The sequence below is a fragment of the Pseudomonas sp. FYR_2 genome, assembly GCF_043106425.1.
GTDB lineage: Bacteria > Pseudomonadota > Gammaproteobacteria > Pseudomonadales > Pseudomonadaceae > Aquipseudomonas > Aquipseudomonas monteilii.
The window spans coordinates 165,301-189,545 of the sequence record NZ_JBICMM010000024.1; the positions used below are offsets into that span (position 1 = coordinate 165,301).

General features: G+C 63.2%; 21 protein-coding genes, 1 tRNA gene and 1 pseudogene. 12 read left to right on the forward strand and 11 right to left on the reverse strand.

Going from position 1 to position 24,245, the window contains the following annotated elements; all coding sequences use genetic code 11:
• Positions 1–7: 7 nt before the first annotated feature.
• Positions 8–84, forward strand: a tRNA-Pro gene (locus tag ACF8R4_RS12680).
• A gap of 54 nt (positions 85–138) precedes the next feature.
• Here the strand turns inward: ACF8R4_RS12680 and ACF8R4_RS12685 are convergent.
• The 3 genes and pseudogenes from ACF8R4_RS12685 to ACF8R4_RS12695 form a co-directional block, all read right to left on the reverse strand.
• On the reverse strand, positions 139–906 hold the full coding sequence (locus ACF8R4_RS12685; protein ID WP_371257737.1) for a methyl-accepting chemotaxis protein: 768 nt from the start codon (positions 904–906) through the stop codon (positions 139–141).
• Positions 907–1,023: 117 nt separating this feature from the next.
• Positions 1,024–1,755: pseudogene (locus ACF8R4_RS12690) on the reverse strand (HAMP domain-containing protein); the annotation flags it as partial.
• Positions 1,756–1,927: 172 nt separating this feature from the next.
• Positions 1,928–3,691: an ABC transporter transmembrane domain-containing protein gene (locus ACF8R4_RS12695; protein ID WP_060498860.1), complete on the reverse strand. Its 1,764-nt coding sequence runs from the start codon at positions 3,689–3,691 to the stop codon at positions 1,928–1,930.
• Positions 3,692–3,900: 209 nt separating this feature from the next.
• Between ACF8R4_RS12695 and ACF8R4_RS12700 the strand changes: the two genes are divergently transcribed.
• On the forward strand, positions 3,901–4,074 hold the full coding sequence (locus tag ACF8R4_RS12700; protein ID WP_164524267.1) for a PA1571 family protein: 174 nt from the start codon (positions 3,901–3,903) through the stop codon (positions 4,072–4,074).
• A gap of 69 nt (positions 4,075–4,143) precedes the next feature.
• On the opposite strand, the gene pdxB is transcribed toward ACF8R4_RS12700, so the two are convergent.
• The 3 genes from pdxB to rlmM form a co-directional block, all read right to left on the reverse strand.
• Positions 4,144–5,286 carry a 4-phosphoerythronate dehydrogenase PdxB gene (gene pdxB, locus ACF8R4_RS12705; RefSeq protein WP_392492575.1) on the reverse strand — a complete coding sequence of 381 codons (1,143 nt, stop codon included), beginning with the start codon at positions 5,284–5,286 and terminating at the stop codon, positions 4,144–4,146.
• A gap of 60 nt (positions 5,287–5,346) precedes the next feature.
• Entirely contained in the window at positions 5,347–5,589 is a 243-nt protein-coding gene (gene tusA / locus ACF8R4_RS12710) for a sulfurtransferase TusA (RefSeq protein WP_003248727.1), read from the reverse strand.
• A gap of 76 nt (positions 5,590–5,665) precedes the next feature.
• Positions 5,666–6,730, reverse strand: coding sequence for a 23S rRNA (cytidine(2498)-2'-O)-methyltransferase RlmM (gene rlmM, locus ACF8R4_RS12715; protein ID WP_060498858.1), 1,065 nt, complete (start codon positions 6,728–6,730; stop codon positions 5,666–5,668).
• 224 nt (positions 6,731–6,954) lie between these two features.
• On the opposite strand from rlmM, the gene acnA reads away from it, so the two are divergent.
• Both acnA and ACF8R4_RS12725 read left to right on the forward strand, forming a co-directional pair.
• Positions 6,955–9,696, forward strand: coding sequence for an aconitate hydratase AcnA (gene acnA / locus ACF8R4_RS12720; protein WP_060498857.1), 2,742 nt, complete (start codon positions 6,955–6,957; stop codon positions 9,694–9,696).
• A 135-nt stretch (positions 9,697–9,831) separates the two neighbouring features.
• Complete coding sequence (locus ACF8R4_RS12725) at positions 9,832–11,397, forward strand: PAS domain-containing methyl-accepting chemotaxis protein (protein WP_060498856.1); 1,566 nt, start codon at positions 9,832–9,834, stop codon at positions 11,395–11,397.
• 108 nt (positions 11,398–11,505) lie between these two features.
• On the opposite strand, the gene ACF8R4_RS12730 is transcribed toward ACF8R4_RS12725, so the two are convergent.
• The 5 genes from ACF8R4_RS12730 to ACF8R4_RS12750 all read right to left on the reverse strand — a co-directional run bounded on the left by ACF8R4_RS12730 (position 11,506) and on the right by ACF8R4_RS12750 (position 14,855).
• A complete protein-coding gene (locus ACF8R4_RS12730; protein ID WP_060498855.1) occupies positions 11,506–12,390 on the reverse strand; it encodes a pseudouridine synthase in 885 nt (294 codons plus the stop codon).
• A gap of 51 nt (positions 12,391–12,441) precedes the next feature.
• Complete coding sequence (locus ACF8R4_RS12735; RefSeq protein WP_019096184.1) at positions 12,442–12,750, reverse strand: hypothetical protein; 309 nt, start codon at positions 12,748–12,750, stop codon at positions 12,442–12,444.
• 65 nt (positions 12,751–12,815) lie between these two features.
• Positions 12,816–13,247, reverse strand: coding sequence for a D-Ala-D-Ala carboxypeptidase family metallohydrolase (locus ACF8R4_RS12740; protein ID WP_060498854.1), 432 nt, complete (start codon positions 13,245–13,247; stop codon positions 12,816–12,818).
• A gap of 88 nt (positions 13,248–13,335) precedes the next feature.
• The gene (locus ACF8R4_RS12745) at positions 13,336–13,575 is read right to left on the reverse strand and encodes a glutaredoxin family protein (protein WP_060498853.1); all 240 of its coding nucleotides are present in this window, start codon (positions 13,573–13,575) and stop codon (positions 13,336–13,338) included.
• Positions 13,576–13,646: 71 nt separating this feature from the next.
• Positions 13,647–14,855, reverse strand: a complete 1,209-nt coding sequence (locus tag ACF8R4_RS12750; protein WP_060498852.1) for an ammonium transporter — start codon at positions 14,853–14,855, stop codon at positions 13,647–13,649.
• A 314-nt stretch (positions 14,856–15,169) separates the two neighbouring features.
• On the opposite strand from ACF8R4_RS12750, the gene ACF8R4_RS12755 reads away from it, so the two are divergent.
• The 8 genes from ACF8R4_RS12755 (at position 15,170) to dacB (ending at position 24,202) form a co-directional block, all read left to right on the forward strand.
• Complete coding sequence (locus ACF8R4_RS12755; protein WP_060498851.1) at positions 15,170–15,484, forward strand: YqjD family protein; 315 nt, start codon at positions 15,170–15,172, stop codon at positions 15,482–15,484.
• 9 nt (positions 15,485–15,493) lie between these two features.
• Positions 15,494–15,868: a phage holin family protein gene (locus ACF8R4_RS12760; protein ID WP_025338297.1), complete on the forward strand. Its 375-nt coding sequence runs from the start codon at positions 15,494–15,496 to the stop codon at positions 15,866–15,868.
• Positions 15,865–16,194 (forward strand): hypothetical protein, encoded by a 330-nt coding sequence (locus ACF8R4_RS12765; protein WP_060498850.1) that lies wholly within the window; start codon positions 15,865–15,867, stop codon positions 16,192–16,194. The genes ACF8R4_RS12760 and ACF8R4_RS12765 overlap by 4 nt, the downstream gene beginning before the upstream one ends.
• 104 nt (positions 16,195–16,298) lie before the next feature.
• Entirely contained in the window at positions 16,299–17,630 is a 1,332-nt protein-coding gene (locus tag ACF8R4_RS12770) for a deoxyguanosinetriphosphate triphosphohydrolase (RefSeq protein WP_060498849.1), read from the forward strand.
• A 272-nt stretch (positions 17,631–17,902) separates the two neighbouring features.
• Positions 17,903–18,520 (forward strand): response regulator transcription factor, encoded by a 618-nt coding sequence (locus tag ACF8R4_RS12775; protein ID WP_060498848.1) that lies wholly within the window; start codon positions 17,903–17,905, stop codon positions 18,518–18,520.
• A gap of 8 nt (positions 18,521–18,528) precedes the next feature.
• Positions 18,529–22,164, forward strand: a complete 3,636-nt coding sequence (locus tag ACF8R4_RS12780; protein ID WP_392492581.1) for an ATP-binding protein — start codon at positions 18,529–18,531, stop codon at positions 22,162–22,164.
• 34 nt (positions 22,165–22,198) lie between these two features.
• A complete protein-coding gene (locus tag ACF8R4_RS12785; RefSeq protein ID WP_060498846.1) occupies positions 22,199–22,543 on the forward strand; it encodes a YggL family protein in 345 nt (114 codons plus the stop codon).
• 201 nt (positions 22,544–22,744) lie between these two features.
• Positions 22,745–24,202 (forward strand): D-alanyl-D-alanine carboxypeptidase/D-alanyl-D-alanine-endopeptidase, encoded by a 1,458-nt coding sequence (gene dacB / locus ACF8R4_RS12790; protein ID WP_016714859.1) that lies wholly within the window; start codon positions 22,745–22,747, stop codon positions 24,200–24,202.
• Positions 24,203–24,245: the final 43 nt, after the last annotated feature.

The window sequence follows — 24,245 nt, forward strand, 5'->3', positions numbered from 1 at the left end:
TGTTCATCGGAGTGTAGCGCAGCCAGGTAGCGCGTCTCGTTCGGGACGAGAAGGCCGCAGGTTCGAATCCTGTCTCTCCGACCAGATCCTGCTCAAAAAGCCCGCCTTGTGCGGGCTTTTTGTTGTGCCTGAAAACGGTCAGGCCGTCAGGCGCGAGGTCACCTCACCCAACTGCCCGGACAACCCATGCAAGCGCTGCCCGGCCTGCTCGGTATGCTGCACGGCCTGCTGGTTGGCCGTGGCAATACGGGTGATTTCGATCAGGTTGCGCGAAATGTCTTCAGCTACGCTGGTCTGCTCTTCGGCCGCCGTGGCGATTTGTCGGTTCATGTCGCGGATCGCCTCTACGGACTGGGTGATGCGCTGCAGCATCTGCCCGGCCTGCTGCACCTGCTCGGCCCCCTCCTCGCTGCGCTGCTGGCCGCTTTCGATCGCCTTGACCGCTTCTACCGCCCCCGACTGCACGGCTTCGATGATCTGGTGAATCTCGGCAATCGACGCAGCCGTGCGCTGGGCCAGGCTGCGCACCTCATCGGCGACCACCGCAAAACCACGCCCGGCTTCGCCAGCACGGGCCGCTTCGATGGCTGCGTTGAGCGCCAGCAGGTTGGTCTGCTCCGCGATGCCACGGATCACCTCCAGCACTTTGCCAATGCGCGTGCTGTCGTGCTCCAGGTCGCGGATTACCGCCGCCGTGCCGGCGATTTCGCGGTTGACCACACCGATAATGTCGATGGTCTGCTGCATCACCTGCTCGCCGGCCTGGGCGCTGTGGTCGGCGTCATCTGCCGCGCGAGCGGCCTCGGCGGCGTGGCGGGCGACCTCCTGAGCGGTGGCGGACATCTCGTGCATGGCCGTGGCCACCTGGTCGGTACGCTGGAACTGGTCGTGGGTGCCACGGGCCATGTCGCCGGCGATGCTGCGCAACTGGCCACTGGCGCCCTCCAGCTCCTGCGCGTTGTCCTGCAGGCGGCCCACGGTATCGGCAAGGAAGTCGCGCAGCGTGTTGGCAGCCCGCGCCAGGCGCCCCAGCTCATCTTCACGGCGGCTATCGACCCGGGCGGCGAAACGCCCTTGGCTCAGTTGTGCGACATACTCGATCAATTGGCGGATTGGCTCGATCAGGCTACGGTTGACCAGCCACAGGCTGAGCAGCCCCACCAGCACCGCCGAAGCCAACATCACCAGCAAGCCCAGCCATACCGTGAGCTCGGCGCTGGCGCTGATGCTGGCCGCACGCTGGCGCGCATCGGCCCGCAGCTGCTCGACCAGTTCGCTCATCTGCTCGCTGGCGGCGCGGTCCACGCCTTTGACCGCCTGGTCGCCGGCTACCGGGTCACCCCCCGCGGCAAGGAAGGCCTGGCGGCCCTGCGCATAGGCCTGGCCCAACTGCCGGTGGCTGTCACGCAGCTGCTGCAAAGGCGCCTTGAGCCTGGTGTCGCTGCTGTCGATCAATTGCCCGAGCAGCGCTTGAACCTGTTGTTCACGGGCCTGGAACTGCTGCCAGTACTTGTCCATGTCTGCCGGCTGGCGCCCGCGCAGCAACACGTTCTTCCATTCCTGCACCTGAATCTTGAATTGCAGGTTGGCTTCGTCGATCAATTGCGAGGCCTGCAGCGGCCCGTCGACCAGCTCGGCATAACCGCGCACGCTGGACGACAGGAACTGGAAACACACCAGGGCGATCAGCAACATCGCCGCCAGGCTGCCGCCGAGCAGCGAGAGAATTTGCACTCTGAGGGATTTACGCAACATCTAGGGTCTCGGAACCAGAGAGAGAGGGCTGGGGCCGCTGTGCAGCCCCCATGACTGGCAGGCCAAAAAAAAGCTGCCATCAAGCAATGGCAGCCAGGTCGAGCACTTACGCAACAGTTGAGGCAGATACTCTCAGGCAATTGCTACAAAAATGTTACAAAACCGCGACACCCTACCCTGTGGTGAACTGCAAGGCCGCCAAGCGCGCATACAGCGGGCTTTCCTCGATCAACTGACGGTGTGTGCCCACCGCCACCAGCCGCCCCTTGTCGATGACCGCGATCCGTTCGGCATGCTGCACCGTGGCCAGGCGATGGGCGATCACCAGCGTGGTGCGCCCGGCCATCAGGCTGGGCAACGCCTGCTGGATCAGGTGCTCGCTCTGCGCGTCGAGGGCGCTGGTGGCTTCATCCAGCAACAGGATCGGCGCATCCACCAGCAACGCCCGGGCAATCGCCAGGCGCTGCCGCTGCCCACCGGAAAGCCCGATACCGCCCTCGCCCAAGGGCGTCTGGTAGCCTTGCGGCAGCTGCCGGATGAATTCATCGGCATAGGCACCGCGGGCGGCTGCCTCGACTTCCGCCAGGGTTGCCTCGGGCCGGCCATAGCGGATGTTGGCCTCCACCGTGCCACGGAACAGCGAGGGGTTTTGCGCCACCAGGGCGAACTGGCGGCGCAGCTGGTCAGGGTCGAGGGCGGTAATCGCCTGGCCATCGAGCAGGATGCGCCCTTGCTGCGGGTCGTAAAAACGCAACAACAAATCGAACAGGGTCGACTTGCCTGCACCCGAGGGGCCAACCAGGGCAACGGTCTGTCCTGGTTCGATGGCCAGGCTCAGGCCATCGACGGCCGCCACCGTAGGCCGTGACGGGTAGGCGAACACCACCTGCTGCAATTCGATGTGCCCGCTGGCCCGCTGTTTTGGTAGCGCCTGCGCCAGCTCGGGCGGCAGGATTGCACTGCGCGCAGCCAACAGTTCGGCAATACGCTCAGCGGCACCGGCGGCACGCTGCAGCTCGCCGATCACCTCACTGAGGGTACCGAAGGCGCTACCGACGATCAGGCTGTAGAACACGAACGCAGCCAGCTCGCCTGCAGAAATACGCCCGGCAATCACGTCCATGCCGCCGACCCACAACATCACCCCCACCGCCCCCAACACCAGCACGATCACCAGGGTGATCAGCCAGGCACGCTGGGCAATCCGCTTGCGGGCCACGCTAAACGCTGCTTCGACCGTGCCCGCGAACAGTTCACGGTCGTGCGCCTGGTGGTTGTAGGCCTGCACCGTCTTGATCTGCCCCAGCGTTTCGGCCACGTAGCTGCCCACATCGGCCACCCGGTCCTGGCTCTGCCGCGACAGGCTACGCACCCGACGGCCAAACAGCAGGATAGGTGCCAGCACCAACGGCAGGGCCACCACCACGATACTGGTGAGCTTGGGGTTGGTGATGAACAGCAACACCACGCCGCCGATAACCATCAACGCGTTACGCAGGAACATCGACAACGATGAGCCGATCACCGACTGCAGCAAGGTGGTGTCCGCCGTCAGCCGCGACTGGATTTCGGAGCTGCGATTGTCTTCGAAAAAGCCGGGGTGCAGGCCGATCAGGTGATCGAAAACGGCGCGACGGATATCGGCCACACACCGCTCGCCAATCCACGAGACCAGGTAAAAGCGGCTGAAAGTGCCCACCGCCAGTGCCAGCACCAGCAGCAGGAACAACCCGATGGTCTGGTTGAGCTGGTGCGCGGAGCGGGTCATGAAGCCCTGGTCCACCAACAGGCGGATACCTTGGCCCATCGACAGGGTGATGGCGGCAGTGACCACCAGGGCCAGCAAGGCCAGCAGCACTTGCCGGCGATAGGGGCGGACGAACTGCCAGGCCAGGCGCAAGGCGCGGCGCTGACGTGGGGAAACCGATTCGGGCATGGCGACGACCACAATGCGGGAGAAGCCGCAGACTACCACTCATCCAGGCTGTGGGAACGCCTGCAGGTTGCTATAGCCCATCGGTCTAACCAGTCGCTGGAGCTTTCACCTGGTTTCTGTTGGACTGTTGCTGCCGTGACACAGAAGCTGTCACAGGCCAGTCACGGCGCAGGGCTAACTTGAGCTTGAACCTGATGAGGAGACAGTGCATGAGCTTGCAGCATGGCAGTGACAACCAGAAGCCTCGGGCCACCCCGAAACCGCAGGTGTGCGGTTCGATCATCGACGCCCAGGGGCGCGAAGTGCCGATCACCGAGCAGATGATCCAGCAGGCCTGCAAGGCCCTGGAAGAAAGCCGGGCCGAGCGCGTACGCAAAGGTTGACCTACGAATTACTTGCAACCCGGCGCTCGCGCCGGGTTTTTATTGGCCGGCACTGCCTTCAACAATCTATCAGGCCAGCACCCCACCCAAGGCACTGACCAGCTGTGCCAGCTGTGGCGACTCACCCCGCAAGCGCACCGCCAGCCCTTCGATCTCGCGCCGTGGCGGGTACTGCTTGCGCAACTGGTCGAACGCCGCCCGCTGCTGCTGCGGGTCGTCGCTCAGACTGCGGCGGAAGTCCGCATCGTCGCGGCGCGGGTCATACACGGCGCGGCACAGGGTCGCCAAGGCCCAGGCCGGGTCGGTGCTGGCGTCCAGCTCAATCTGCGCCAGCGGCGGTCGGGGCAGCAAGTCTGCCAGTTGCACCTGCTCGTCCACGCCAAGGAAGCGGCACAACGCCTGATAGATCTGCGCCGTGCCACGCTGGCGGCCATCGAGGCTGTAGCCGGCAATGTGCGGCGAAGCCAGCGTGCACAGGTCGGCCAGTTGCAGGTCGACCTGCGGCTCGCCCTCCCACACATCCAGCACCGCATGCACGTCTTCACGGTCCAGCAGCAGCTCGCGCAAGGCGGCGTTGTCTACCACCGGGCCACGACTGGCGTTGATCAGCCAGGCCCCTGGGCGCAACTGCGCCAGCTGCGCCTGGCCCAGCAAGTGCCAGGTCGGGTGCTCGCCGGCACGCTGCAACGGGGTATGCAGGCTGATCGCATCGCACTGCTGCAAAATCGTCTCGAGGCTGACGTAGTCGCCACCCTCGGCGGCCTGGCGCGGCGGGTCGCACACCAGTACCTTCCAGCCCAGGCCGTGAAGCACCCGCACCAGACGGCCGCCCACCTCACCCGCACCCACCACGCCATACACGCGTTCGGGCAGTGCCACGCCATCGAGCTCGGCCAGGGTTAGTACGCTGCCCAGCACGTAGTCGACCACGCCGCGTGCATTGCAGCCCGGCGCACTGCTCCAGCGGATGCCGGCTTCGGTAAAGTAGTCCAAGTCCAGGTGATCGGTGCCGATGGTGCAAGTGCCGACAAAGCGTACGCGGCTGCCTTCGAGCAACTGGCGGTCGACCTTGGTCACCGAGCGCACCAGCAGGATATCGGCGTCCTTGACGCTGGCGGCATCGAGGCTTCGGCCCGGGTAGCGGCGAATTTCACCGAAACCCTGGAAGAAGGCATCGAGCAGCGGGATGTTCTCGTCGGCAACTATCAGCATGGCGCTCTCCTGTCTGGGGAACGCAGTGTAGGCGCAACGCGGGGCGTGTTCCAGAGCGCTTCAGTCGGCTTTTTTGCGGATCCAGTACAGGAAGGTGCCGGCGTCCTCTTGCTGCTGCAGCAATTCGTGGCCGAGGAAGTTGCAGAACTTGGGAATGTCACGACGGGTCGACGGATCGGTGGCGATGACCTTCAGCAGGCCGCCAGCGGCCAGGTTGCGCACGTGCTGGTGCAGCATCATTACCGGTTCCGGGCAATTCAGGCCGGTAGCGTCGAGGATGGCGTCGGGGGTGAAATCGGTCATGGGGGGCTCCACAAATGATCGTTATTGTCGCGCATAGGGCCGTTTCGACCAAGGGGCTGGCTTGCAGCCCCCGAAATCAGCGCGGCTTCAGGTCCAGTCTGCGCAGATGGCAAGTCACTTCCTCACGGTCGTGATACAGCTGCTTGCAGGCAATCGATACCCTGATCTTGCGCGCCTTGAATGTCGCCTCCATGCGGTCGAGCAACCGCCGCACTTCGGCATAGCGTTGCTTCATCGGCAGCTTCAGGTTGACCACTGCCTCGCGGCACAACCCCTCACCCAGCCAGGTTTCGATCAGCGAAGTGGTGCGCGCCGGCTTCTCGACGATGTCGCATACCATCCAGTCCACCGGCTGCTTCGGCTGCCAGGTGAAACCGTCGGCCATCAAGTGCTGCACCAGGCCGGTGTCCATCAGGCTTTCGGCCATCGGCCCGTTGTCGATGGCCGTCACCAGCATGCCACGACGTACCAGCTGGTAGGTCCAGCCACCCGGCGAGGCGCCCAGGTCGACACCGGTCATGTCATCGCCCAGGCGCTGTTCCCACTGCTCACGCGGGATGAACTGGTGCCAGGCCTCTTCCAGCTTGAGGGTCGAACGGCTGGGTGCCTCGCGGGGGAATTTCAGGCGCGGGATGCCCATGGGCCACAACGCGCTATTGTTGGCCGGGGCCAGGCCAACAAACACCCGTCGGCCGCTGATGAAGGTGAGCAGCAGCCGTGGCCGGCTGGCGTCGTCGACCAGGCGGCCGGCCTTTTGCAGGGCCTTGCGCAGCGGCACTTCGAACTTGCGACAGAAGGTGGACAATTCCTTGCCTTCGTTGCTGTCCAGCACTTCCAGCCACAGGCTGCCGAACACCGGGAAGTCGGCCAACTGCGCCAGCAGCACACTGATCCGGTCACTTTCCGGTAACTCGACAAAACCGCCACGGGCCCACTGCCGAGGGAAAATCAGCTCGTTGAAGCGCAGCGCCCCCATCAACCGCTCGGCACCGCCGTCTTCACTGCAGACAAACTCGGCGCTGGCACTTTGTGGCTTGCCTTTGGCATAGCCGGCAATGCCCAGGCGGGCGGCATGTTCGCTGATTTCGGCGCAAACCTCGCCCTCGAAACCGGGCCGGCAATGCATGAACAGGGTATTCATCTCTCACTCCACTACGGCTGGCGCGCAACAGGCGCCGGCAGGGCGGCGATGATAAAGGAAGATCGGAACCTGCGACATGCCCCACCGGTCCAGAAAAGGGTCAGGGGCCGCAAAGCGGTCTAACCTGACCTTTCAGCCAGGTCCGCACCGTGCGGACCGAAACAGAGCGGTGACACCGGTAAACCTTGAGTATTTGCCGGGCACCGGCGCAGAAGGAGTTGGCAATGCCCTCGCTCGATAGCCTGAACACCCTCAAGCCCCTCCAGGTCGGCAACCAGACCTACCACTATTTCAGCCTCACCGAAGCCGCCCGCCAGCTGGGTGACCTGCAACGCCTGCCCATGTCATTGAAGGTGCTGCTGGAAAACCTGCTGCGCTGGGAGGACGGTCATACCGTCACCGGCGACGACCTGCGCGCCCTTGCCCAGTGGCTGGGCGAGCGGCGCTCCGACCGCGAGATCCAGTACCGCCCGGCGCGGGTGCTGATGCAGGACTTCACAGGGGTGCCGGCCGTGGTCGACCTGGCCGCCATGCGCGCGGCCATGGCCAAGGCCGGTGGCGACCCACAGCGGATCAACCCCCTGTCACCGGTGGATCTGGTGATCGACCACTCGGTGATGGTCGACCGTTATGGCACACCGCAAGCCTTCAACGAGAACGTCGACATCGAAATGCAGCGCAATGGCGAACGCTATGCCTTCCTGCGTTGGGGCCAGAGCGCCTTCGATAACTTCCGCGTGGTGCCGCCGGGCACCGGCATCTGCCACCAGGTCAACTTGGAGTACCTGGGCCGCACGGTGTGGACCCGTGAAGCCGATGGCCGCACCTACGCCTTCCCCGACACCCTGGTGGGTACCGACTCGCACACCACCATGATCAATGGCCTGGGCGTGCTCGGCTGGGGTGTCGGAGGCATCGAGGCAGAGGCGGCCATGCTCGGCCAACCCGTGTCGATGCTGATACCCGAAGTGATCGGTTTCAAGCTGACCGGCAAGCTGCGCGAAGGTATCACCGCCACCGACCTGGTGCTGACGGTTACGCAAATGCTGCGCAAAAAAGGCGTGGTCGGGAAGTTCGTCGAGTTTTACGGCGATGGCCTGGCCGAGCTGCCATTGGCCGACCGGGCGACCATTGCCAACATGGCGCCGGAATACGGCGCCACCTGCGGTTTCTTCCCGGTCGACCAGGTGACCCTGGACTACCTGCGCCTGTCGGGCCGCCCCGAAGCGACCGTGCAACTGGTCGAGCACTACTGCAAAGCCCAAGGCCTGTGGCGCCTGCCTGGGCAGGAGCCGCTGTTCAGCGACAGCCTGGCGCTGGACATGCACGAGGTCGAAGCCAGCCTGGCCGGGCCTAAACGCCCGCAGGACCGCGTGGCACTGGGCCAGGTCAGCCAGGCCTTCGACCACTTCATCGAACTGCAACCCAAGCCACTGGCGAAGGAAGTCGGCCGCCTGGAAAGCGAGGGTGGCGGTGGCGTAGCGGTAGGCAACGCCGACCAGGCGGGCGAGATCGACTACAACCATGCAGGCCAGACCCACACGCTGCGCGATGGTGCAGTGGTGATTGCCGCGATCACCTCATGCACCAACACTTCAAACCCCAGTGTGATGATGGCCGCCGGGCTGGTGGCGAAAAAGGCGCTGGAAAAGGGCCTGCAACGCAAACCCTGGGTCAAGAGTTCGCTGGCACCGGGCTCCAAGGTGGTCACCGACTACTTCAAGGCCGCCGGGCTCACCCCCTACCTCGACCAGTTGGGCTTCGACCTGGTCGGCTATGGCTGCACCACCTGCATCGGCAACTCCGGTCCGCTGGATGAAGCGATCGAGAAAGCCATCGGCAGCGCCGACCTCACCGTGGCGTCAGTGCTGTCGGGCAACCGTAACTTCGAAGGCCGTGTGCACCCACTGGTCAAGACCAACTGGCTGGCCTCGCCGCCGCTGGTGGTGGCCTACGCCCTGGCCGGCAGCGTACGGCTGGACCTGACGTGTGACCCGCTGGGTACCGGCAAGGACGGCCAGCCGGTTTACCTGCGCGACATCTGGCCCAGCCAGCAGGAAATTGCCGAAGCCGTCGCCAAGGTCGACACGGCGATGTTCCACAAGGAATATGCCGAAGTGTTCGCCGGCGATGCGCAATGGCAGGCCATCGAGGTACCGCAGGCCGCCACCTACGTGTGGCAGCCCGACTCCACCTATATACAGCACCCACCGTTCTTCGACGGCATCAGCGGCCCGCCGCCGCAAATCGTCGACATCCAGGGTGCGCGTGTGCTGGCGCTGCTGGGCGACTCGGTGACCACCGACCACATCTCACCGGCCGGCAACATCAAGGCCGACAGCCCCGCCGGGCGCTACCTGCGTGAGCAGGGGGTGGAGCCACGCGATTTCAACTCCTACGGTTCGCGGCGTGGCAACCATGAAGTGATGATGCGCGGCACCTTCGCCAACATCCGCATTCGCAACGAAATGCTGGCGGGTGAAGAAGGCGGCAACACCTTGCATGTGCCCAGCGGCGAGAAGTTGTCGATCTACGACGCAGCCATGCGCTACCAGCAGGAAGGCACCCCGCTGGTGGTGATTGCCGGCCAGGAATACGGCACCGGCTCAAGCCGCGACTGGGCAGCCAAGGGCACCAACCTGCTGGGGGTCAAGGCCGTGCTGGCGGAAAGCTTCGAGCGTATTCACCGCTCCAACCTGGTGGGCATGGGCGTGCTGCCGCTGCAGTTCAAGGCCGGTGACGACCGCAAGCAACTGGGGCTGACCGGCAAGGAGCAAATCGATGTGCTGGGTTTGAATGGCGCGCAGATCCGCCCGGGCATGAGCCTGCCCTTGCGCATCACCCGCGAGGATGGGCAGCAGGCGCAGGTCGAGGTGCTGTGCCGTATCGATACCCTGAATGAGGTGGAGTACTTCAAGGCAGGGGGGATTTTGCATTATGTGCTGCGACAGCTGATTGCCGGCTAAGTCAGCAAAGCCTGGGGCCACCGCACAGCGGCCCCAGGCAGGGCTGGCATGCCTGCAATCGTTCACATTAAATAATCATTCAATAAAACCAGTCCCTTGCCGATACCTGTCGAAAGCCTTGCGGACTATCAACCCATGCGTAACAACCAGCCGATTACCCAGAGAGAACGGACTTTCCCTGCCCAGCAGCGGTTGATCTCCACCACCAATGCCAAGGGTGTGATCACCTACTGCAACGATGCCTTCATCGAAATCAGTGGGTTCACCCGCGAAGAGCTGACCGGTGCGCCGCACAACCTGGTGCGTCACCCCGACGTGCCGCCCGCCGTGTTCGCTCATATGTGGCAAACGCTCAAGCAGGGCCAACCCTGGATGGGCATTGTCAAAAACCGCTGCAAGTCTGGCGACCACTACTGGGTCAATGCCTATGTCACGCCGATCTACGACAACAACCAGGTCGTGGGCTTCGAGTCCGTGCGGGTCAAGCCCACCGCCGAGCAGATCCGTCGCGCCGAGGCGCTGTACCAGCGCATCAATCAGGGCAAGCCGCCAGTACCGCGCCGCGACAAGTGGCTGCCAGTGTTGCAGGACTGGCTGCCATTCATCCTGATCAGCCAGGTAGGCTTCCTGATCGGCAACTGGCTTGGCCACTCCTGGGGCTTCGCCTTGGCCGCCGGGCTTTCCGTACCGTTGGGCCTGCTTGGCCTTGGCTGGCAGCAGCGCGGCCTGAAGCGCTTGCTGCGCCTGGCCGAACAGACCACCTCCGACCCGCTGATCGCACAGATGTTTACCGACAGCCGTGGTGTGCAGGCGCGCCTGGAAATGGCCATGCTCAGCCAGGACGCCCGCCTGAAAACCTGCCTGACCCGCCTGCAGGACAGTGCCGAACACCTCAGCGAACAGGCGCGCCAGTCCGACGCCCTGGCGCACAAGAGCTCCTCGGGGCTTGAGCGTCAGCGGGTAGAAACCGAGCAGGTCGCCGCTGCAGTCAACCAGATGGCCGCCACCACGCAGGAAGTGGCCAACCATGTGCAGCGCACCGCCGACGCCACCCAGGAAGCCAACCGCCTGACCAGCCAGGGGCGGCAGATTGCCGGGGAAACCCGCGATGCCATCGAGCGCCTGTCGGCAGCGGTGGGCGAAACCGGCCAGACGGTGACCCAGCTGGCCAAGGACAGCGACGAAATTGGCGGTGTAGTCGACGTGATCAAGGGCATCGCCGACCAGACCAACCTGCTGGCGCTTAACGCAGCGATCGAAGCGGCGCGCGCCGGGGAAATGGGCCGTGGTTTTGCCGTTGTGGCTGATGAAGTGCGCCAACTGGCTCAGCGCACTGCTGAGTCCACTGGTCAGATCCATGGCCTGATTGCAAAACTGCAACAAACTGCCAGCAACGCCGTACTGACCATGGAAACCGGCCACCGCCAGGCGCAGGAAGGCGTCGACCGGGTGATGCAGGCTGACGAGGCACTGGTAGGGATCAGTGAAGCAGTCGCCAACATCACCGACATGGCCACCCAGATTGCTGCAGCGACCGAAGAGCAGACCGCAGTGGCAGACGAGATCAGCCGCAACATCAGCACCATTGCTGAACTGGCCGACCAGACCGCCGAACAGGCGTTGCACTCGGCACTGCTCAGCGAAGAGTTGACCAGCACGGCGGGGAGCCAGTATTCGCTGGTGGAGCGTTTCAACCGTTAAAGCATCGTGCAGCACCGACAGGCATAGCGCAGGCTTCAGGCACACGCTATCCCTGTGGGAGCGGGCATGCCCGCTCCCACAGGGATAGCGTGAGCCTGATTACCTGCGTTACCAATCCAGCCGCAACCGGCTCTCGAAATACCGCTCTTCCCCGCTCAACGGGTCCTTGAAGCGCAGGCTCTGTGCCAGCAGTTTCAAAGGCCGCTGATAGTCATCTTCTTCGTTCAGCAACTGCGGATAGAACGGGTCGTTGCTGATCCCCGCCCCCAACGCCGCCATGTGCACGCGCAATTGGTGGGTCTTGCCGGTTACCGGCGACAACCCATAGCGCCACAGCTCACCGTTCTTCTCCAACACCTCGGCCAGGGTCTCGCTGTTAGCCTCCCCTTCTACCTCATGCATGCGGAAAAACGGCTCGCCATGCACCAGCCGGCTTTTGTGTACCAGCGGATACTCATGCTGCGGCATGGCTGCGGCAATGGCCTGGTAGCGCTTGTCGATACGCCGCTCGGGGAACAGGCGCTGATAAGCACTGCGGCTGTGCGGGTTGGCAGAAAACAGCACAAGCCCGGCGGTGTGGCGGTCGATACGGTGCAGCGGCACCAGGTGCGGGTTATCCAGACGACGGATCAGGCGGCGCAGCAAGGTCTGCTCGACGTATTCACCGGTTGGCGTCACCGGCAGGAAATGCGGCTTGTCGGCCACCACCAGGTGCTCATCCACATGCAGGACCGTTTCCTGCACCGGGATTGGTCGCTCGTTCGGCACTTCACGGAAATAGTGCAGACGCATACCGCGCTTGTATGGCAATTCGGCAGAAACCGCCCGCCCCTCGGCATCCAGCACCCGGCCACGGGCAAAACGGTCGAGCCACTGGGCGCGATCGATAGCCTTGAAATGGTCACACAGGCAATCGAGCACCGTCGCCCAGTTACCGGGGGGCAGGCACACCGTGCTGGCTTGCTGGCGGGCGGGGTCGAAAGGCGTGATCATGGCAGGGCTCGAAACATTCACGGCCGCGCATTATCCCCCAAGCCCGCGCACTCAACCAGCCTGGCCTATGGCCTCGCTGCGCTCCTTCAGCCAGCGCAGCACCTGCACCGGCTCCCAGCGGCCTGGGTCGTAAAGGGCGTACAGCAACCCTTGGTAACCCACTACATCCAGCCCCCGGTGGTAACCGGCACGCTGGAACAGGGCCTCGATCTCGGCGAAACAGGTATTGAAGTGGACCTTGCCGAACGGGGTACGGTCATCGGTGACCAGGCCTTCGAGGCGCAGTTCCAGCACGGCATCGGCCACCCGCTCCACGGGCATGCGGTTGACGCTGTACTTGAGTTGCTCGACGTTGAGCATGGGTTCACCTCGATACTGTATTTATATACAGCATACGAACATCCCCTTGCCGTCGTCAATCCGGTTCATTGCAGCCCCGGCAGATAGCCGCCGCCCTTGCGAACGGTCAGCACCTGTCTCCGGGGCGTGCCGCACGTCACGGACAGGTGTACCCAACGATCGAATTCGAGGATCAACTGGTCGAAAGCGATGGTGCTGTTACTGATTCTGCGCACGGTATCGCGCGGGCTGACTTCAATCACCGTGAAATCTGCCGCCAGGCCCTGAACGTGCTGGCTATTCGGGGAGCCGCCGATCAGCTGGTTAACCTTCTCGCTACGGTAGCCGCTGCTGATGATGATGGGTGCGTCGAACAGCGCACGCACCTGCTCGAGCACCCCGCACAGCAACTGCAGGTTGGCGCGGGCTTGCGGCGGTGGCGTGTTATCAAAACCGTCCCTGGCGGCGAGCTGGGAAACGATCATTTCATCAAGCGTGAAATGCGGGGTGATCAACATGGCGAGGCTCCCGATGACTGAATATAGGCACCGGATCATCAGCTCACCGTCATCACCTTGGAGCAGGGACGCAGCTCCCCTGGAGCCATCACTGCGCGAGAAACGCCACCACCTGCTCGGCATCGAACGGCCAGTGCAACTCGCCGCCGTTGTCGCAGCGCCGCAGCACCGGAATGATCAGGCCATAACGGTCGAACAGGGCCTCGTTCTCGGCGATGTCGACCAGTTCAACCAGCAGGCCATGATCGACAAAGGGCATCAGCACGGCCTCGGCCACTTCGCACAGGTGGCAGCCGAGGGTGCCGAACAGTTGGCATTCAGGCAGCATGGAGTACGTTCCGGTATGGCTGGGAAAAACCTATTCTAGGTCCGTCCCGCCATCCGTGCACCTGACCTGGCTCAATCTTGGCTGGTGGCGCCAATGCGGTGCAGTGACAGGTCCGCGCCCTGGAACTCCTGCTCATGGTTCAAGCGCAGGCCATGAAACGCGCGAATTGCCCCGTACACGGCAAAGCCACCGGCCAAGGCCACAACCACACCCATCAGGCTGCCCAACAACTGGCTGGCCAGGCTGACACCGCCCATCCCACCCAGGGCTGTCTGACCGAATACGCCGCAGGCAATTCCCCCCCAGACGCCGCACAGCCCGTGCAACGGCCACACCCCCAGCACGTCGTCGATCTTCCAGCGGTTTTGCGCTGCGGTGAAGGTCCAGACGAACAGTGCGCCCGCCACCAAGCCTGTGGCCAGCGCACCGATCGGGTGCATCAGGTCGGAGCCGGCGCAGATGGCCACCAGGCCGGCCAACGGCCCATTGTGCAGGAAGCCCGGGTCGTTGCGCCCGGCCAGCAGGGCCGACAGGGTGCCGCCGACCATGGCCATCAATGAATTGATCGCCACCAGGCCGCTGACGCCCTGCAACGTCTGGGCGCTCATCACGTTAAAGCCGAACCAGCCGATGATGAGGATCCACGAACCCAGCGCCAGGAAGGGAATGCTCGACGGTGCAAACGCCACCAGCCGGCCATCGCGGTAGCGCCCGCGGCGCGCGCCCAGCAACAGCACCGCCGCCAACGCCAGCCAGCCGCCCATCGCATGCACCACCACGGACCCCGCAAAGTCATGGAACGGCGCGCCGAAGCGGGCCTGCAGCCAAGCCTGCACGCCAAGGTTGCCGTTCCACACCACACCTTCAAAAAACGGGTAGATGAACGCTACGATCAACGCCGTGGCGCACAGCTGCGGCACAAAGCGCGCCCGCTCGGCAATGCCGCCGGAGATAATCGCCGGTATCGCCGCCGCGAATGTCAGCAGGAAGAAGCACTTGACCAGCGCATAGCCATGATCGGCCGCCAGCGTCGCCGCTGGCTGGAAGAAGTTGACGCCATAGGCGATCCAGTAGCCTATAAAGAAATACACCAGCGCCGAGATGGCAAAATCGCTGAGGATCTTCGACAAGGCGTTGACCTGGTTCTTGTGGCGCACCGTGCCCACTTCGAGGAACGCGAAGCCGGCATGCATGGCCAGCACCAGAATGGCGCCCATCAGAATGAACAGGGTATTGGAACCGTGGACCAGAGAGTCCATCGCGCTGTGCATGTTTTCCATGAAATAGGCAGACCTGCTGAAAAAGGCACCAGGACAGTTCAAGAACCTGCATCCCTGCACCGAATCGGTGCCAGCCCCCTGCCCTGTTTTGGCGAACCGGGCGGAGCCTGCGTGGTTTTTTCTTGGGTTTGTCGTGGATTGGGTTAAGGTTTATCGGTATTCGCTGCATGGGCGCCCTTAATCGGAGCAAGGCCCGCCGGCGGTGCCCCGCAACGTGGCAAACACTTAGCAAGGCCCATACCAGCACGGGCACTTGAACCTTCCGCGCGTGCTATCACTCGAATTACCAACACTCAATCGACAGGGAGAGACCCATGGCCAGCAAATCGGCAAAGACTGCACAAGAGATATTGATGGCTGACTTCCAGGCCTTGGTGCGCGACACCGAGAAACTTCTGGCCGACACTGCCAACCTGGCCGGCGACCAGGCCGACGAGTTGCGTGAACAGATTCACGACCGCCTGGCCCAGGCCCGCGAAACCCTGCAACTGACCCAGGACTCGGTGCGCGAACGCGGCCAGGCCGCACTGGGCAGCGCCGAGGAGTATGTGCAGGAAAACCCGTGGCAGGCGATCGGCATCGCCGCCGGCGTCGGCCTGTTGATCGGCCTGCTGGCCAACCGGCGCTGAGGGGTTCCCATGGAGAATGATGCCAACGGCGCCAGCGCCTCGGGCAGGCGCCTGGGCGCCGCCGCGCTGGGCCTGCTGCACAGCCACATCGAATTGTTCGGCATCGAATTGCAGGAGCAAAAGGGACGCACCTTGAGCCTGCTGCTGTTCGCCGGCCTGGCGCTGGTCTTTGCGCTACTGCTGCTGACGGCGCTGTCCGGGCTGTTGCTGGTGCTGCTGTGGGACAGCTATCGCCTGGCCGGTATCATCGGCCTGTGCGTGTTCTATGGCATCGCCGCGCTGTACTGCGGGCTGCGCCTGAAGGCGGCGGTGTTCGACGAGTCATCGCCGTTCGGCGCCACCCTCGAAGAACTTGCCAAAGACCGGGAGCGCCTGTTGCCATGAGCCTGCCAGACCTGCCAAACACGCGTAACCCGCGCGAACTGCGCAAGGCCCTGCTGCGCCTGCGCATGGAAATGCACCGCCAGGAAATCCGTCACGAGTCGGGACAACTGATGGAACCGCTGCGCCGTGTGCGCGGCATGGGCAGCTCGCTGCACGATGGCCTGGGGATCAAACATGCGCCCTTGTGGGGGATTGGCGCCGTGGTGGCGCTGGGCTTCCTCACCGGCAAAGGCGTGCGCAGCGGCAACCTGGCGCGCCTGGTGCGGCTGGGGAGCAGCTTGCTGCCGCTAGTGCGCCTGTACCTGCAAGGCAATCGCCGCCCCTGAGCCCCGAGTGACCCGCCCCCACCCGGGGGCGGTACCACCTTGCCCCTTGCGCAGATGCACACGACACGGGAAGCTAATGCCTTCGATGCACAGGAGACCGCGCCTTGGACTGGCACACCCTACTCACCCGTGAACGCCTGGGCAAAGCCCTCTATAGCGCCGATGAGCTCGGGCGCAGCCCCTTCCACAAAGATCACGACCGCATCATCTTCTCCGGCGCATTCCGTCGCCTTGGGCGCAAGACCCAGGTACACCCGGTTTCCAGCAACGATCATATCCACACGCGTCTGACCCATTCGTTGGAAGTCAGCTGTGTCGGCCGCTCGCTGGGCATGCGCGTCGGCGAAACCCTGCGCGACAGCCTGCCGGACTGGTGCGCCCCCAGTGACCTGGGAATGATCGTTCAGTCGGCCTGCCTGGCCCACGACATCGGCAACCCGCCTTTCGGCCACTCCGGCGAAGACGCCATTCGCCACTGGTTCCAGCAAGCCGCCGGGCGTGGCTGGCTGGACGGCATGAACGACGACGAGCGGGCCGACTTCCTCAACTTCGAAGGCAACGCACAGGGTTTTCGCGTGCTTACCCAGCTGGAGTACCACCAGTTCGACGGCGGCACCCGGCTGACGTATGCCACCCTCGGCACCTACCTCAAGTACCCCTGGAGCGCGCGCCACGCCGACGCCATGGGTTACAAGAAGCACAAGTTCGGCAGCTACCAGAGCGAACTGCCCCTGCTCGAACAGATCGCCCGCAAACTGGGGCTGCCACAACTGGAAGACCAACGCTGGGCGCGCCACCCGCTGGTGTACCTGATGGAGGCCGCCGACGACATCTGCTATGCACTGATCGACCTCGAAGACGGCCTGGAAATGGAGCTACTGCAATACGCCGAAGTCGAGGCGCTGCTGCTCGATCTGGTCGGTGATGACCTGCCGGAAACCTACCGCCAGCTAGGCCCACGCGACTCGCGCCGGCGCAAGCTGGCCATTCTGCGTGGCAAGGCCATCGAGCACCTCACCAACGCTGCCGCCCACGCCTTCGTCGAGCAGCAGCACGCCTTGCTGGCCGGGCAACTGGCGGGCGACCTGGTCGAGCACATGCACGGCCCGGCCAAGCGCTGCGTGCTGCAGGCCAAGGACATGGCGCGCAACAAGATCTTCCAGGACAAGCGCAAGACCCTGCACGAAATCGGTGCGTACACCACCCTAGAGATTCTGCTGAACACCTTCTGCGGTGCAGCCCTTGAACAGCATGGTGGGCGCACACCATCGTTCAAAAGCCGCCGGGTGCTGGACCTGATCGGCAACAATGCGCCAGACCCACATACCTCGTTGCACAGTGCCTTCCTGCGCATGATCGACTTCATCGCTGGCATGACCGACAGCTACGCCAGCGAAATGGCCAGCGAAATGACCGGGCGCTCCAGCCCTACGTGAGTTGTGCCTTCGGTGTGCCTCGGCTGCACCGCTCATTGCAGGAAACTTCCTACATATACTGACGGCAAATTAAACAACACGAATAAAAATCAATGAAAAGTTACCAAATGCGCTTTGACATCGAGTTAAACATACCCGTTTCGTAGCCGGTTTTGTTTTATCTTGTAAGCCATTTCCCATATAGGGCTAACAGCCCATCCTCGGATGCCCGTCGACTTCCAACTGCGATAAGGTGCCACCTGTCACCCAAAACGACCGCAGGGAAGTTGAACATGCACTCCATATTTATTGTTGACGACCATCCGGTCATTCGCCTGGCCGTCCGTATGCTGCTGGAAAACCAGAACTACAAGATCGCCGGCGAGTCGGACAACGGCGTGGATGCCATGCAGATGATCCGGGAGAGCAACCCCGACCTGGTCATCCTCGACATCAGCATCCCCAAGCTAGACGGCCTGGAGGTTCTTGCCCGTTTTCAGTCGATGGCCCTGCCCTTGAAGGTTCTGGTATTGACTGCACAGTCCCCGGCATTGTTTGCCGTGCGCTGCATGCACTCCGGTGCTGCGGGTTACGTGTGCAAGCAAGAAGACCTGGGTGAACTGCTCAGTGCGATCAAGGCGGTGCTGGCTGGATATAACTATTTTCCCAGCCAGGCTATCAATAACAACCCGACTACCGGCACTGACTTGCAACTTTTCCGCCAGGTGAATGACCGCGAACTGATGGTACTGCAACTCTTCGCTCAAGGCCGCAGCAACAAGGAAATTGCCAAAGGCATGTTCCTCAGCAGCAAAACCGTCAGCACCTACAAAAAGCGGCTCATGCACAAGCTTCAGGTCAACACGCTGGTGGACTTGATCGAGATGGCCAAGCGCAACGCGCTTGTCTGAAGGTAGCCATGGCCCGCACTATCGCCCGCCTGCTGCTCGCCCTGCTGCTTTCAAGCAGCGCGACACACGCTACCAATCGCGAAGCATCGTCCTACACGTTGCTGGCACGTTCATCGGCCGGGCCGGCCCAGATTCTGTTCACGCCCGAACAACGGTTATGGCTCGAAGGCCGTCAGGAATTGGTACTGGGGACGTCGGCACCCGACTACCCGCCGTTCGACATCACCAGTGGCGGCCGCGACTACCAAGGCCTGACTGCCGAGTATGCAAGCCTGATCGGCAAGGCCCTGCAGTTACCCGTCCGGGTGCTGCGCTTTTCCAGCCGGCAGGCGGCGGTGGAGGCGCTCAGGCACGGTGATATCGATTTGCTCGGCAGCGCCAATGGTTACGAAGCGGCCAACGACGGTCTGGCGCTGTCACAGCCCTATGCCATCGACCAGCCGGTACTGGTAACGCGCGAAGATGAAAACCGGGCGATAGACACGGACCTGAACGGCATGCGCCTGGGCATGCTCTACCACTACCTGCCCAAACAGGAAGTCCTCAGCGCCTACCCCAAGGCCGAGCTGCTGGCCTTCGGCTCTTCCAGCCAGGCACTGAATGCCGTGGCATTCGGCCAGGCCGACGTGTTCATCGGCGACACCATCTCCACACACTACCAGCTCAATCGCGGCCACCTGCCACGCCTGCGCATGGCCAACTTCGGCAAGCACGAGGCCATCGGCTTCGGCTTTGCCTTGCGCCAGCAAGACACACTGCTGCTCGAGCTGGTGAACGTTGTCCTCGACAGCCAGACCCCAGCCATGCGCACCAGCATCTTCAAGCGCTGGAGCGCTGGCAGCGACCAACTGCTGAGCGACCGCCAACTGCAATTGAGCGAGGCCGAGCAACAGTGGCTGCAGCAGCACCCGGTGATGCGCGTGGCGATTGATGACACGGCTGCACCCCTCTCGTATTTCGATGATTCGGGGCATTTTCGCGGCATCACTGCCGACCTGCTGGACCTCATCCGCCTGCGCACGGGGTTGCGCTTCGAAGTACAACGTGCCAGTGGCATTGCCGACATGATTGCCCGCCTCAAGGATGGCCGGGCCGATGTCATCGCCGCATTGGCCAGCGCCAGGGCGGCGGGGGACGATCTGCTAATCAGCCGCCCCTACCTGGAAAGCGCCTATGTACTGGTCAGCCACAAGGACAACAAGGCACCGGGCTCGCTGGAACAACTACAAGGGCACCGCATCGCCATTACCCGCTACAGCGCCATGGATGCCATGCTGTCCCGGTACTATCCGCAGATCGGCTGGGTCGAGACCGAAAGCGCGTTCTACTCCATGGCGCTGCTCAACAGTGGTGCCGTCGATGCAGTGATTACCACCCTGATCGATGCCAACCACGCCTTGGCCAGCAACCCGGAACTGGTGATCCGCTCGACGGTGGGCAGCGAACCCGCCAACTTCGCCATGGCCACCATGGCCCCTTCACCGGCCCTGCTGTCGATCCTCGACAAGGCACTGCTCAGCATCTCACCGGAAGAGCTGGGGGTTATCAACAACCGCTGGCGCGGCTTTGGCCGGCACGAAGACAGCAACGCCAAGGGTTATAGCCGCCTCGCCCTGCAGGTGGTGCTGGGCACTGCCGTGCTTCTGCTGCTGGCCTTGCTCTGGAACGCTCGCCTGCGCCTGCAGATTCGCCAGCGCCACCGCGCCGAACGCGCCCTGAACGACCAACTGGCATTCATGCGCGCCCTGCTCAACGGCACCCCCCACCCCATGTATGTGCGTGACCGCGAAGGCTGCCTGAAAAGCTGCAACTACAGCTACCTGGAAGCCGTGCAGGCCCGGGCCGATGAGGTCATTGGCAAGCAGCTCGAAAACAGCCTGTTCGACAATCCCGAGCAAACCCGTCAAATTCAGGCCGATTACCTGAAAGTCATGGCCGCCGGATCGCCGTTGATCATGGACCGCCCCCTGCGGATCAAGGGACGCGAGTTGACCATTTATCACTGGATTCTGCCGTACCGCGACTCACTGGGAGAAATCCAGGGCATCATCGGCGGCTGGATCGACATCAGCGATCGCCGCCAGCTGGTGCTGGAGCTGCGCCAGGCCAAACAACAGGCCGACGATGCCAACCGCGCCAAAAGCACCTTCCTGGCCACCATCAGCCACGAAATACGCACGCCGATGAATGCCGTGATCGGCATGCTCGAACTGGCGGTGAAACGCGCCGACCAAGGTCGGCTGGACCGTAGCGCACTCGAGCTTGCCCACCATTCGGCCAAAGACCTGCTGGGCCTGATCGGCGATATCCTCGATATCGTGCGCATCGAGTCCGGGCACCTGACCCTGGCGCCGGAGGCCGTAGACCTGGCCGCATTGGTGGAGTCGGTGGGGCGTATCTTCGAGGGCCAGGCACGCCAGAAAGGCCTGGCACTTGAGGTAATGATCATGCCAGCAGCGCGCTGCCATGCCTTGCTCGACCCCCTGCGCTTCAAACAGGTGCTGTCCAACCTGGTCAGCAACGCCATCAAGTTCACCGAGCATGGCCAGGTGCGTATCAGCGCCGACCTGCGGGACACCGACACCGGCACGCCCGCCGTACTGCATCTGGAAGTGCGTGACAGTGGCATCGGCATCCACGCCGACGACCTGCAACGCCTGTTCACCCCGTTCGTCCAGGCCAACCCGCATAGCCAGGGCGCACGCGCAGGTACCGGGTTGGGCCTGACCATCTGCCGTAACCTGTGCGAAATGATGGGTGGCGACCTGACCCTCAAAAGCCTCGAAGGGGTTGGCACCCAAGTCTGCCTGAAAATGCCGCTGCAACTGGTTGATGCACACGTGCAGCCGGCACCTCTGATCGAAAAGCTTGATGTGCCCGACCCGCGGCTGAACGTGCTGGTGATCGACGACCATCCGGCCAACCTGCAACTGATGGCGCAGCAGCTTGCCTACCTGGGCCTGGAACACGCCAGCGCCCGCGATGGCCGTGAAGGCCTGGCTGCCTGGCGGGCGGGCAACTTCGATGTGCTGGTACTTGACTGCAACATGCCGCACATGAACGGCTACCAGCTGGCGACAGCCGTGCGCACCGAAGAGCGCCATGGCAACCGGCCACGCTGCACCATTCTTGGCTATACCGCCAACGCTCAACCAGAAGTACGCCGCAGGTGCCTGAGCGCCGGCATGGACGACTGCCTGCTCAAGCCCATCAGCCTGAGCACCCTCAGCCAGCGCCTGGCCGGCATCAACCCGCGCCGGCAGCGCAAACGCCGACGCCCCCTGTATCACCTGGATGGCCTGGCTGCAGTGGTTGGGCATGACCCCGCCGACCGCCGGCGTTTTCTGCAGACGCTGCAGCAGAGCCTGCAGGCCGATTTTTCCACCTTGATGGCGCTGCACCCAGAGCACGACGCCGATGCCATTGCCGAACAGGCCCACAAAGTGCTCAGCGCCGCGCGCATGCTCGAAGCCCCCGACCTGATGGCCGCCTGCGAAGCACTGGAGCCTGGTGGCTTGCCTACTGTCCAGTTGCGCCTGCGGCGTCAGGCACTGGCGCGGCACATGCGGCGGGTGGAGCTGGCGCTGGCTAAAGAATTGCCCCCAAGCACCGATACGCAGGCAGCCAGCCGTGTTAACTGGTAGACTGCGCGGCGTTATTACCTAAGAGGATTGTTTCATGGCCACAAACCGCTCCCGTCGTCTGCGCAAGAAGCTGTGTGTCGACGAGTTTCAGGAATTGGGCTTCGAGCTGAACCTGGAATTCAAGGAAGATCTGGATGACCAGGCAATCGATGCTTTCCTCGATGCGTTCCTGGAAGAAGCCATGGACGCCAACGGCCTGGACTATGTAGGCGGTGACGATTTCGGCCTGGTGTGCTCGGTCAAGCGCGGTTCGGTCAGCGAAGAACAACGCGCCGCCGTAGAAGGCTGGCTCAAGGGCCGCAGCGAACTGACCAAAATCGAAGTCAGCCCGCTGCTGGACGCCTGGTACCCGGAAAAGCCGATCAACAAGGCTGAGTAACACGTGCCTGTCTGATCGCTGAAAAGGCCACCCGCATGGGTGGCCTTTTTTATTGCCGATGCTTTTTATCCGCCATGCTTTTCCGTCGAACGTGGCGCATCGTCGCTGCGCTTGGGGCATAATGCGTACTCTTTCGTCCTGGGGCCATCACCTCTTACAGCCCCTATGCCCTTTTCCCTCGCTGCAGGGTATTTATTCATTATGATCAAAACGCTTCGTCCCCTCGTTCTTGCCGGCCTGCTGTTGCCACTCGCATTACCCAGCCACGCCGCCGCCGTCAACACCACCCTGCCCGCCAAAGTGCAGCAGGCGCTCAAAGCCAACAAGCTGCAGGACACAGCGCTGTCGCTGGTAATGCTGCCGCTGGACGGGCCAGGTACCCCGACCGTGTTCAATGCCGATGTTTCGGTGAACCCGGCCTCGACCATGAAACTGGTTACCACCTATGCCGCCCTCGAGCTGCTTGGCCCCACCTTCCAGTGGAAAACCGAGTTCTACACCGACGGTACCCTGAGCAATGGCGTGCTCAACGGCAACCTGTACCTCAAAGGTGGCGGCGACCCAAAACTGAACATGGAAAAGCTCTGGTTGCTGATGCGTGACCTGCGCGCCAATGGCGTGCGCACCATCACCGGTGATCTGGTGCTGGACCGCAGCCACTTCGTGCAGCCCAACCTGCCGCAGTTCAACGATGACGGTGGCGATGAAAACAAGCCGTTCCTGGTCAAACCCGACTCGCTGCTGGTCAACCTCAAGGCCCTGCGCTTCGTGGCCCGCAACGATGGTGGCAAGGTTACCATCGCGGTAGAACCCCCTATTGCCAGCATTCGCATCGACAACCAGGTCAAGGCCGTGGCGTCCAAGCAGTGCACGGGTGATGTGCGCTACAACCCAGTACCTCAGGCCGATGGCATCAGCGTCACCGTCAGCGGCCAGCTGGGTGACGGCTGCAACTCGCAGACCTACCTGTCGCTGCTCGACCACCCGACCTACGCCGCCGGTGCCGTGCGCGCGATCTGGAACGAGCTGGGTGGCAACATCCAAGGTGGCGACCGCATCGAGAACGTGCCCAAAGGTGCACGCCTGCTGGCCCGCGCCTTCTCGCCAGACCTGGTGGAAGTGATCCGCGACATCAACAAGTACAGCAACAACACCATGGCCCAGCAGCTGTTCCTGAGCCTTGGCGCGCAGTTCCGCACCGATGCCGACGGCGACGACGCCCGTGCCGCGCAACGAGTGGTCCGCCAGTGGCTGGCGAAGAAAGGCATTACCGCGCCGCACCTGGTGATGGAAAACGGCTCAGGGCTGTCGCGTGCCGAACGGGTCAGCACCCGGGAAATGGCCGAGATGCTGCAGGCCGCCTGGAAGAGCCCTTACGCCGCCGAGTTCATGAGCTCGATGCCGCTGGTGGGCATGGACGGCACCATGCGCAAGCGCCTCAAGCGCACAGCCATGACCGGCGAAGGGCACATCAAGACAGGCACGCTCAACACCGTGCGGGCGATTGCCGGTTTCAGCCGTGACAGCAACGGCCATACCTGGGCGGTGGCGGCAATCCTCAACGACCCGAAACCATGGGGGGCTTCGCAGGTGCTCGACCAGGTGTTGCTGGACCTGTATCGCCAGCCGAAGCTGGCGGGCAGCACTGCAGCCAACTGATCCTGCAGCCATACAGCGTCAATGTGGGAGCGGGCTTGCCCGC

Coding starts and splice junctions, on each gene's coding strand:
- dacB (WP_016714859.1), top strand. CDS start 22,745: ATGATCAAAACGCTTCGTCCCCTCGTTCTTGCCGGCCTGCTGTTGCCA.
- ACF8R4_RS12725 (WP_060498856.1), top strand. CDS start 9,832: ATGCGTAACAACCAGCCGATTACCCAGAGAGAACGGACTTTCCCTGCC.
- ACF8R4_RS12775 (WP_060498848.1), top strand. CDS start 17,903: ATGCACTCCATATTTATTGTTGACGACCATCCGGTCATTCGCCTGGCC.
- rlmM (WP_060498858.1), bottom strand. CDS start 6,730: ATGAATACCCTGTTCATGCATTGCCGGCCCGGTTTCGAGGGCGAGGTT.
- ACF8R4_RS12755 (WP_060498851.1), top strand. CDS start 15,170: ATGGCCAGCAAATCGGCAAAGACTGCACAAGAGATATTGATGGCTGAC.
- ACF8R4_RS12750 (WP_060498852.1), bottom strand. CDS start 14,855: ATGGAAAACATGCACAGCGCGATGGACTCTCTGGTCCACGGTTCCAAT.
- acnA (WP_060498857.1), top strand. CDS start 6,955: ATGCCCTCGCTCGATAGCCTGAACACCCTCAAGCCCCTCCAGGTCGGC.
- ACF8R4_RS12730 (WP_060498855.1), bottom strand. CDS start 12,390: ATGATCACGCCTTTCGACCCCGCCCGCCAGCAAGCCAGCACGGTGTGC.
- ACF8R4_RS12685 (WP_371257737.1), bottom strand. CDS start 906: ATGGCCCGTGGCACCCACGACCAGTTCCAGCGTACCGACCAGGTGGCC.
- tusA (WP_003248727.1), bottom strand. CDS start 5,589: ATGACCGATTTCACCCCCGACGCCATCCTCGACGCTACCGGCCTGAAT.
- ACF8R4_RS12700 (WP_164524267.1), top strand. CDS start 3,901: ATGAGCTTGCAGCATGGCAGTGACAACCAGAAGCCTCGGGCCACCCCG.
- ACF8R4_RS12735 (WP_019096184.1), bottom strand. CDS start 12,750: ATGCTCAACGTCGAGCAACTCAAGTACAGCGTCAACCGCATGCCCGTG.
- ACF8R4_RS12695 (WP_060498860.1), bottom strand. CDS start 3,691: ATGCCCGAATCGGTTTCCCCACGTCAGCGCCGCGCCTTGCGCCTGGCC.
- ACF8R4_RS12745 (WP_060498853.1), bottom strand. CDS start 13,575: ATGCTGCCTGAATGCCAACTGTTCGGCACCCTCGGCTGCCACCTGTGC.
- ACF8R4_RS12740 (WP_060498854.1), bottom strand. CDS start 13,247: ATGTTGATCACCCCGCATTTCACGCTTGATGAAATGATCGTTTCCCAG.
- ACF8R4_RS12780 (WP_392492581.1), top strand. CDS start 18,529: ATGGCCCGCACTATCGCCCGCCTGCTGCTCGCCCTGCTGCTTTCAAGC.
- ACF8R4_RS12785 (WP_060498846.1), top strand. CDS start 22,199: ATGGCCACAAACCGCTCCCGTCGTCTGCGCAAGAAGCTGTGTGTCGAC.
- ACF8R4_RS12765 (WP_060498850.1), top strand. CDS start 15,865: ATGAGCCTGCCAGACCTGCCAAACACGCGTAACCCGCGCGAACTGCGC.
- ACF8R4_RS12760 (WP_025338297.1), top strand. CDS start 15,494: ATGGAGAATGATGCCAACGGCGCCAGCGCCTCGGGCAGGCGCCTGGGC.
- pdxB (WP_392492575.1), bottom strand. CDS start 5,286: ATGCTGATAGTTGCCGACGAGAACATCCCGCTGCTCGATGCCTTCTTC.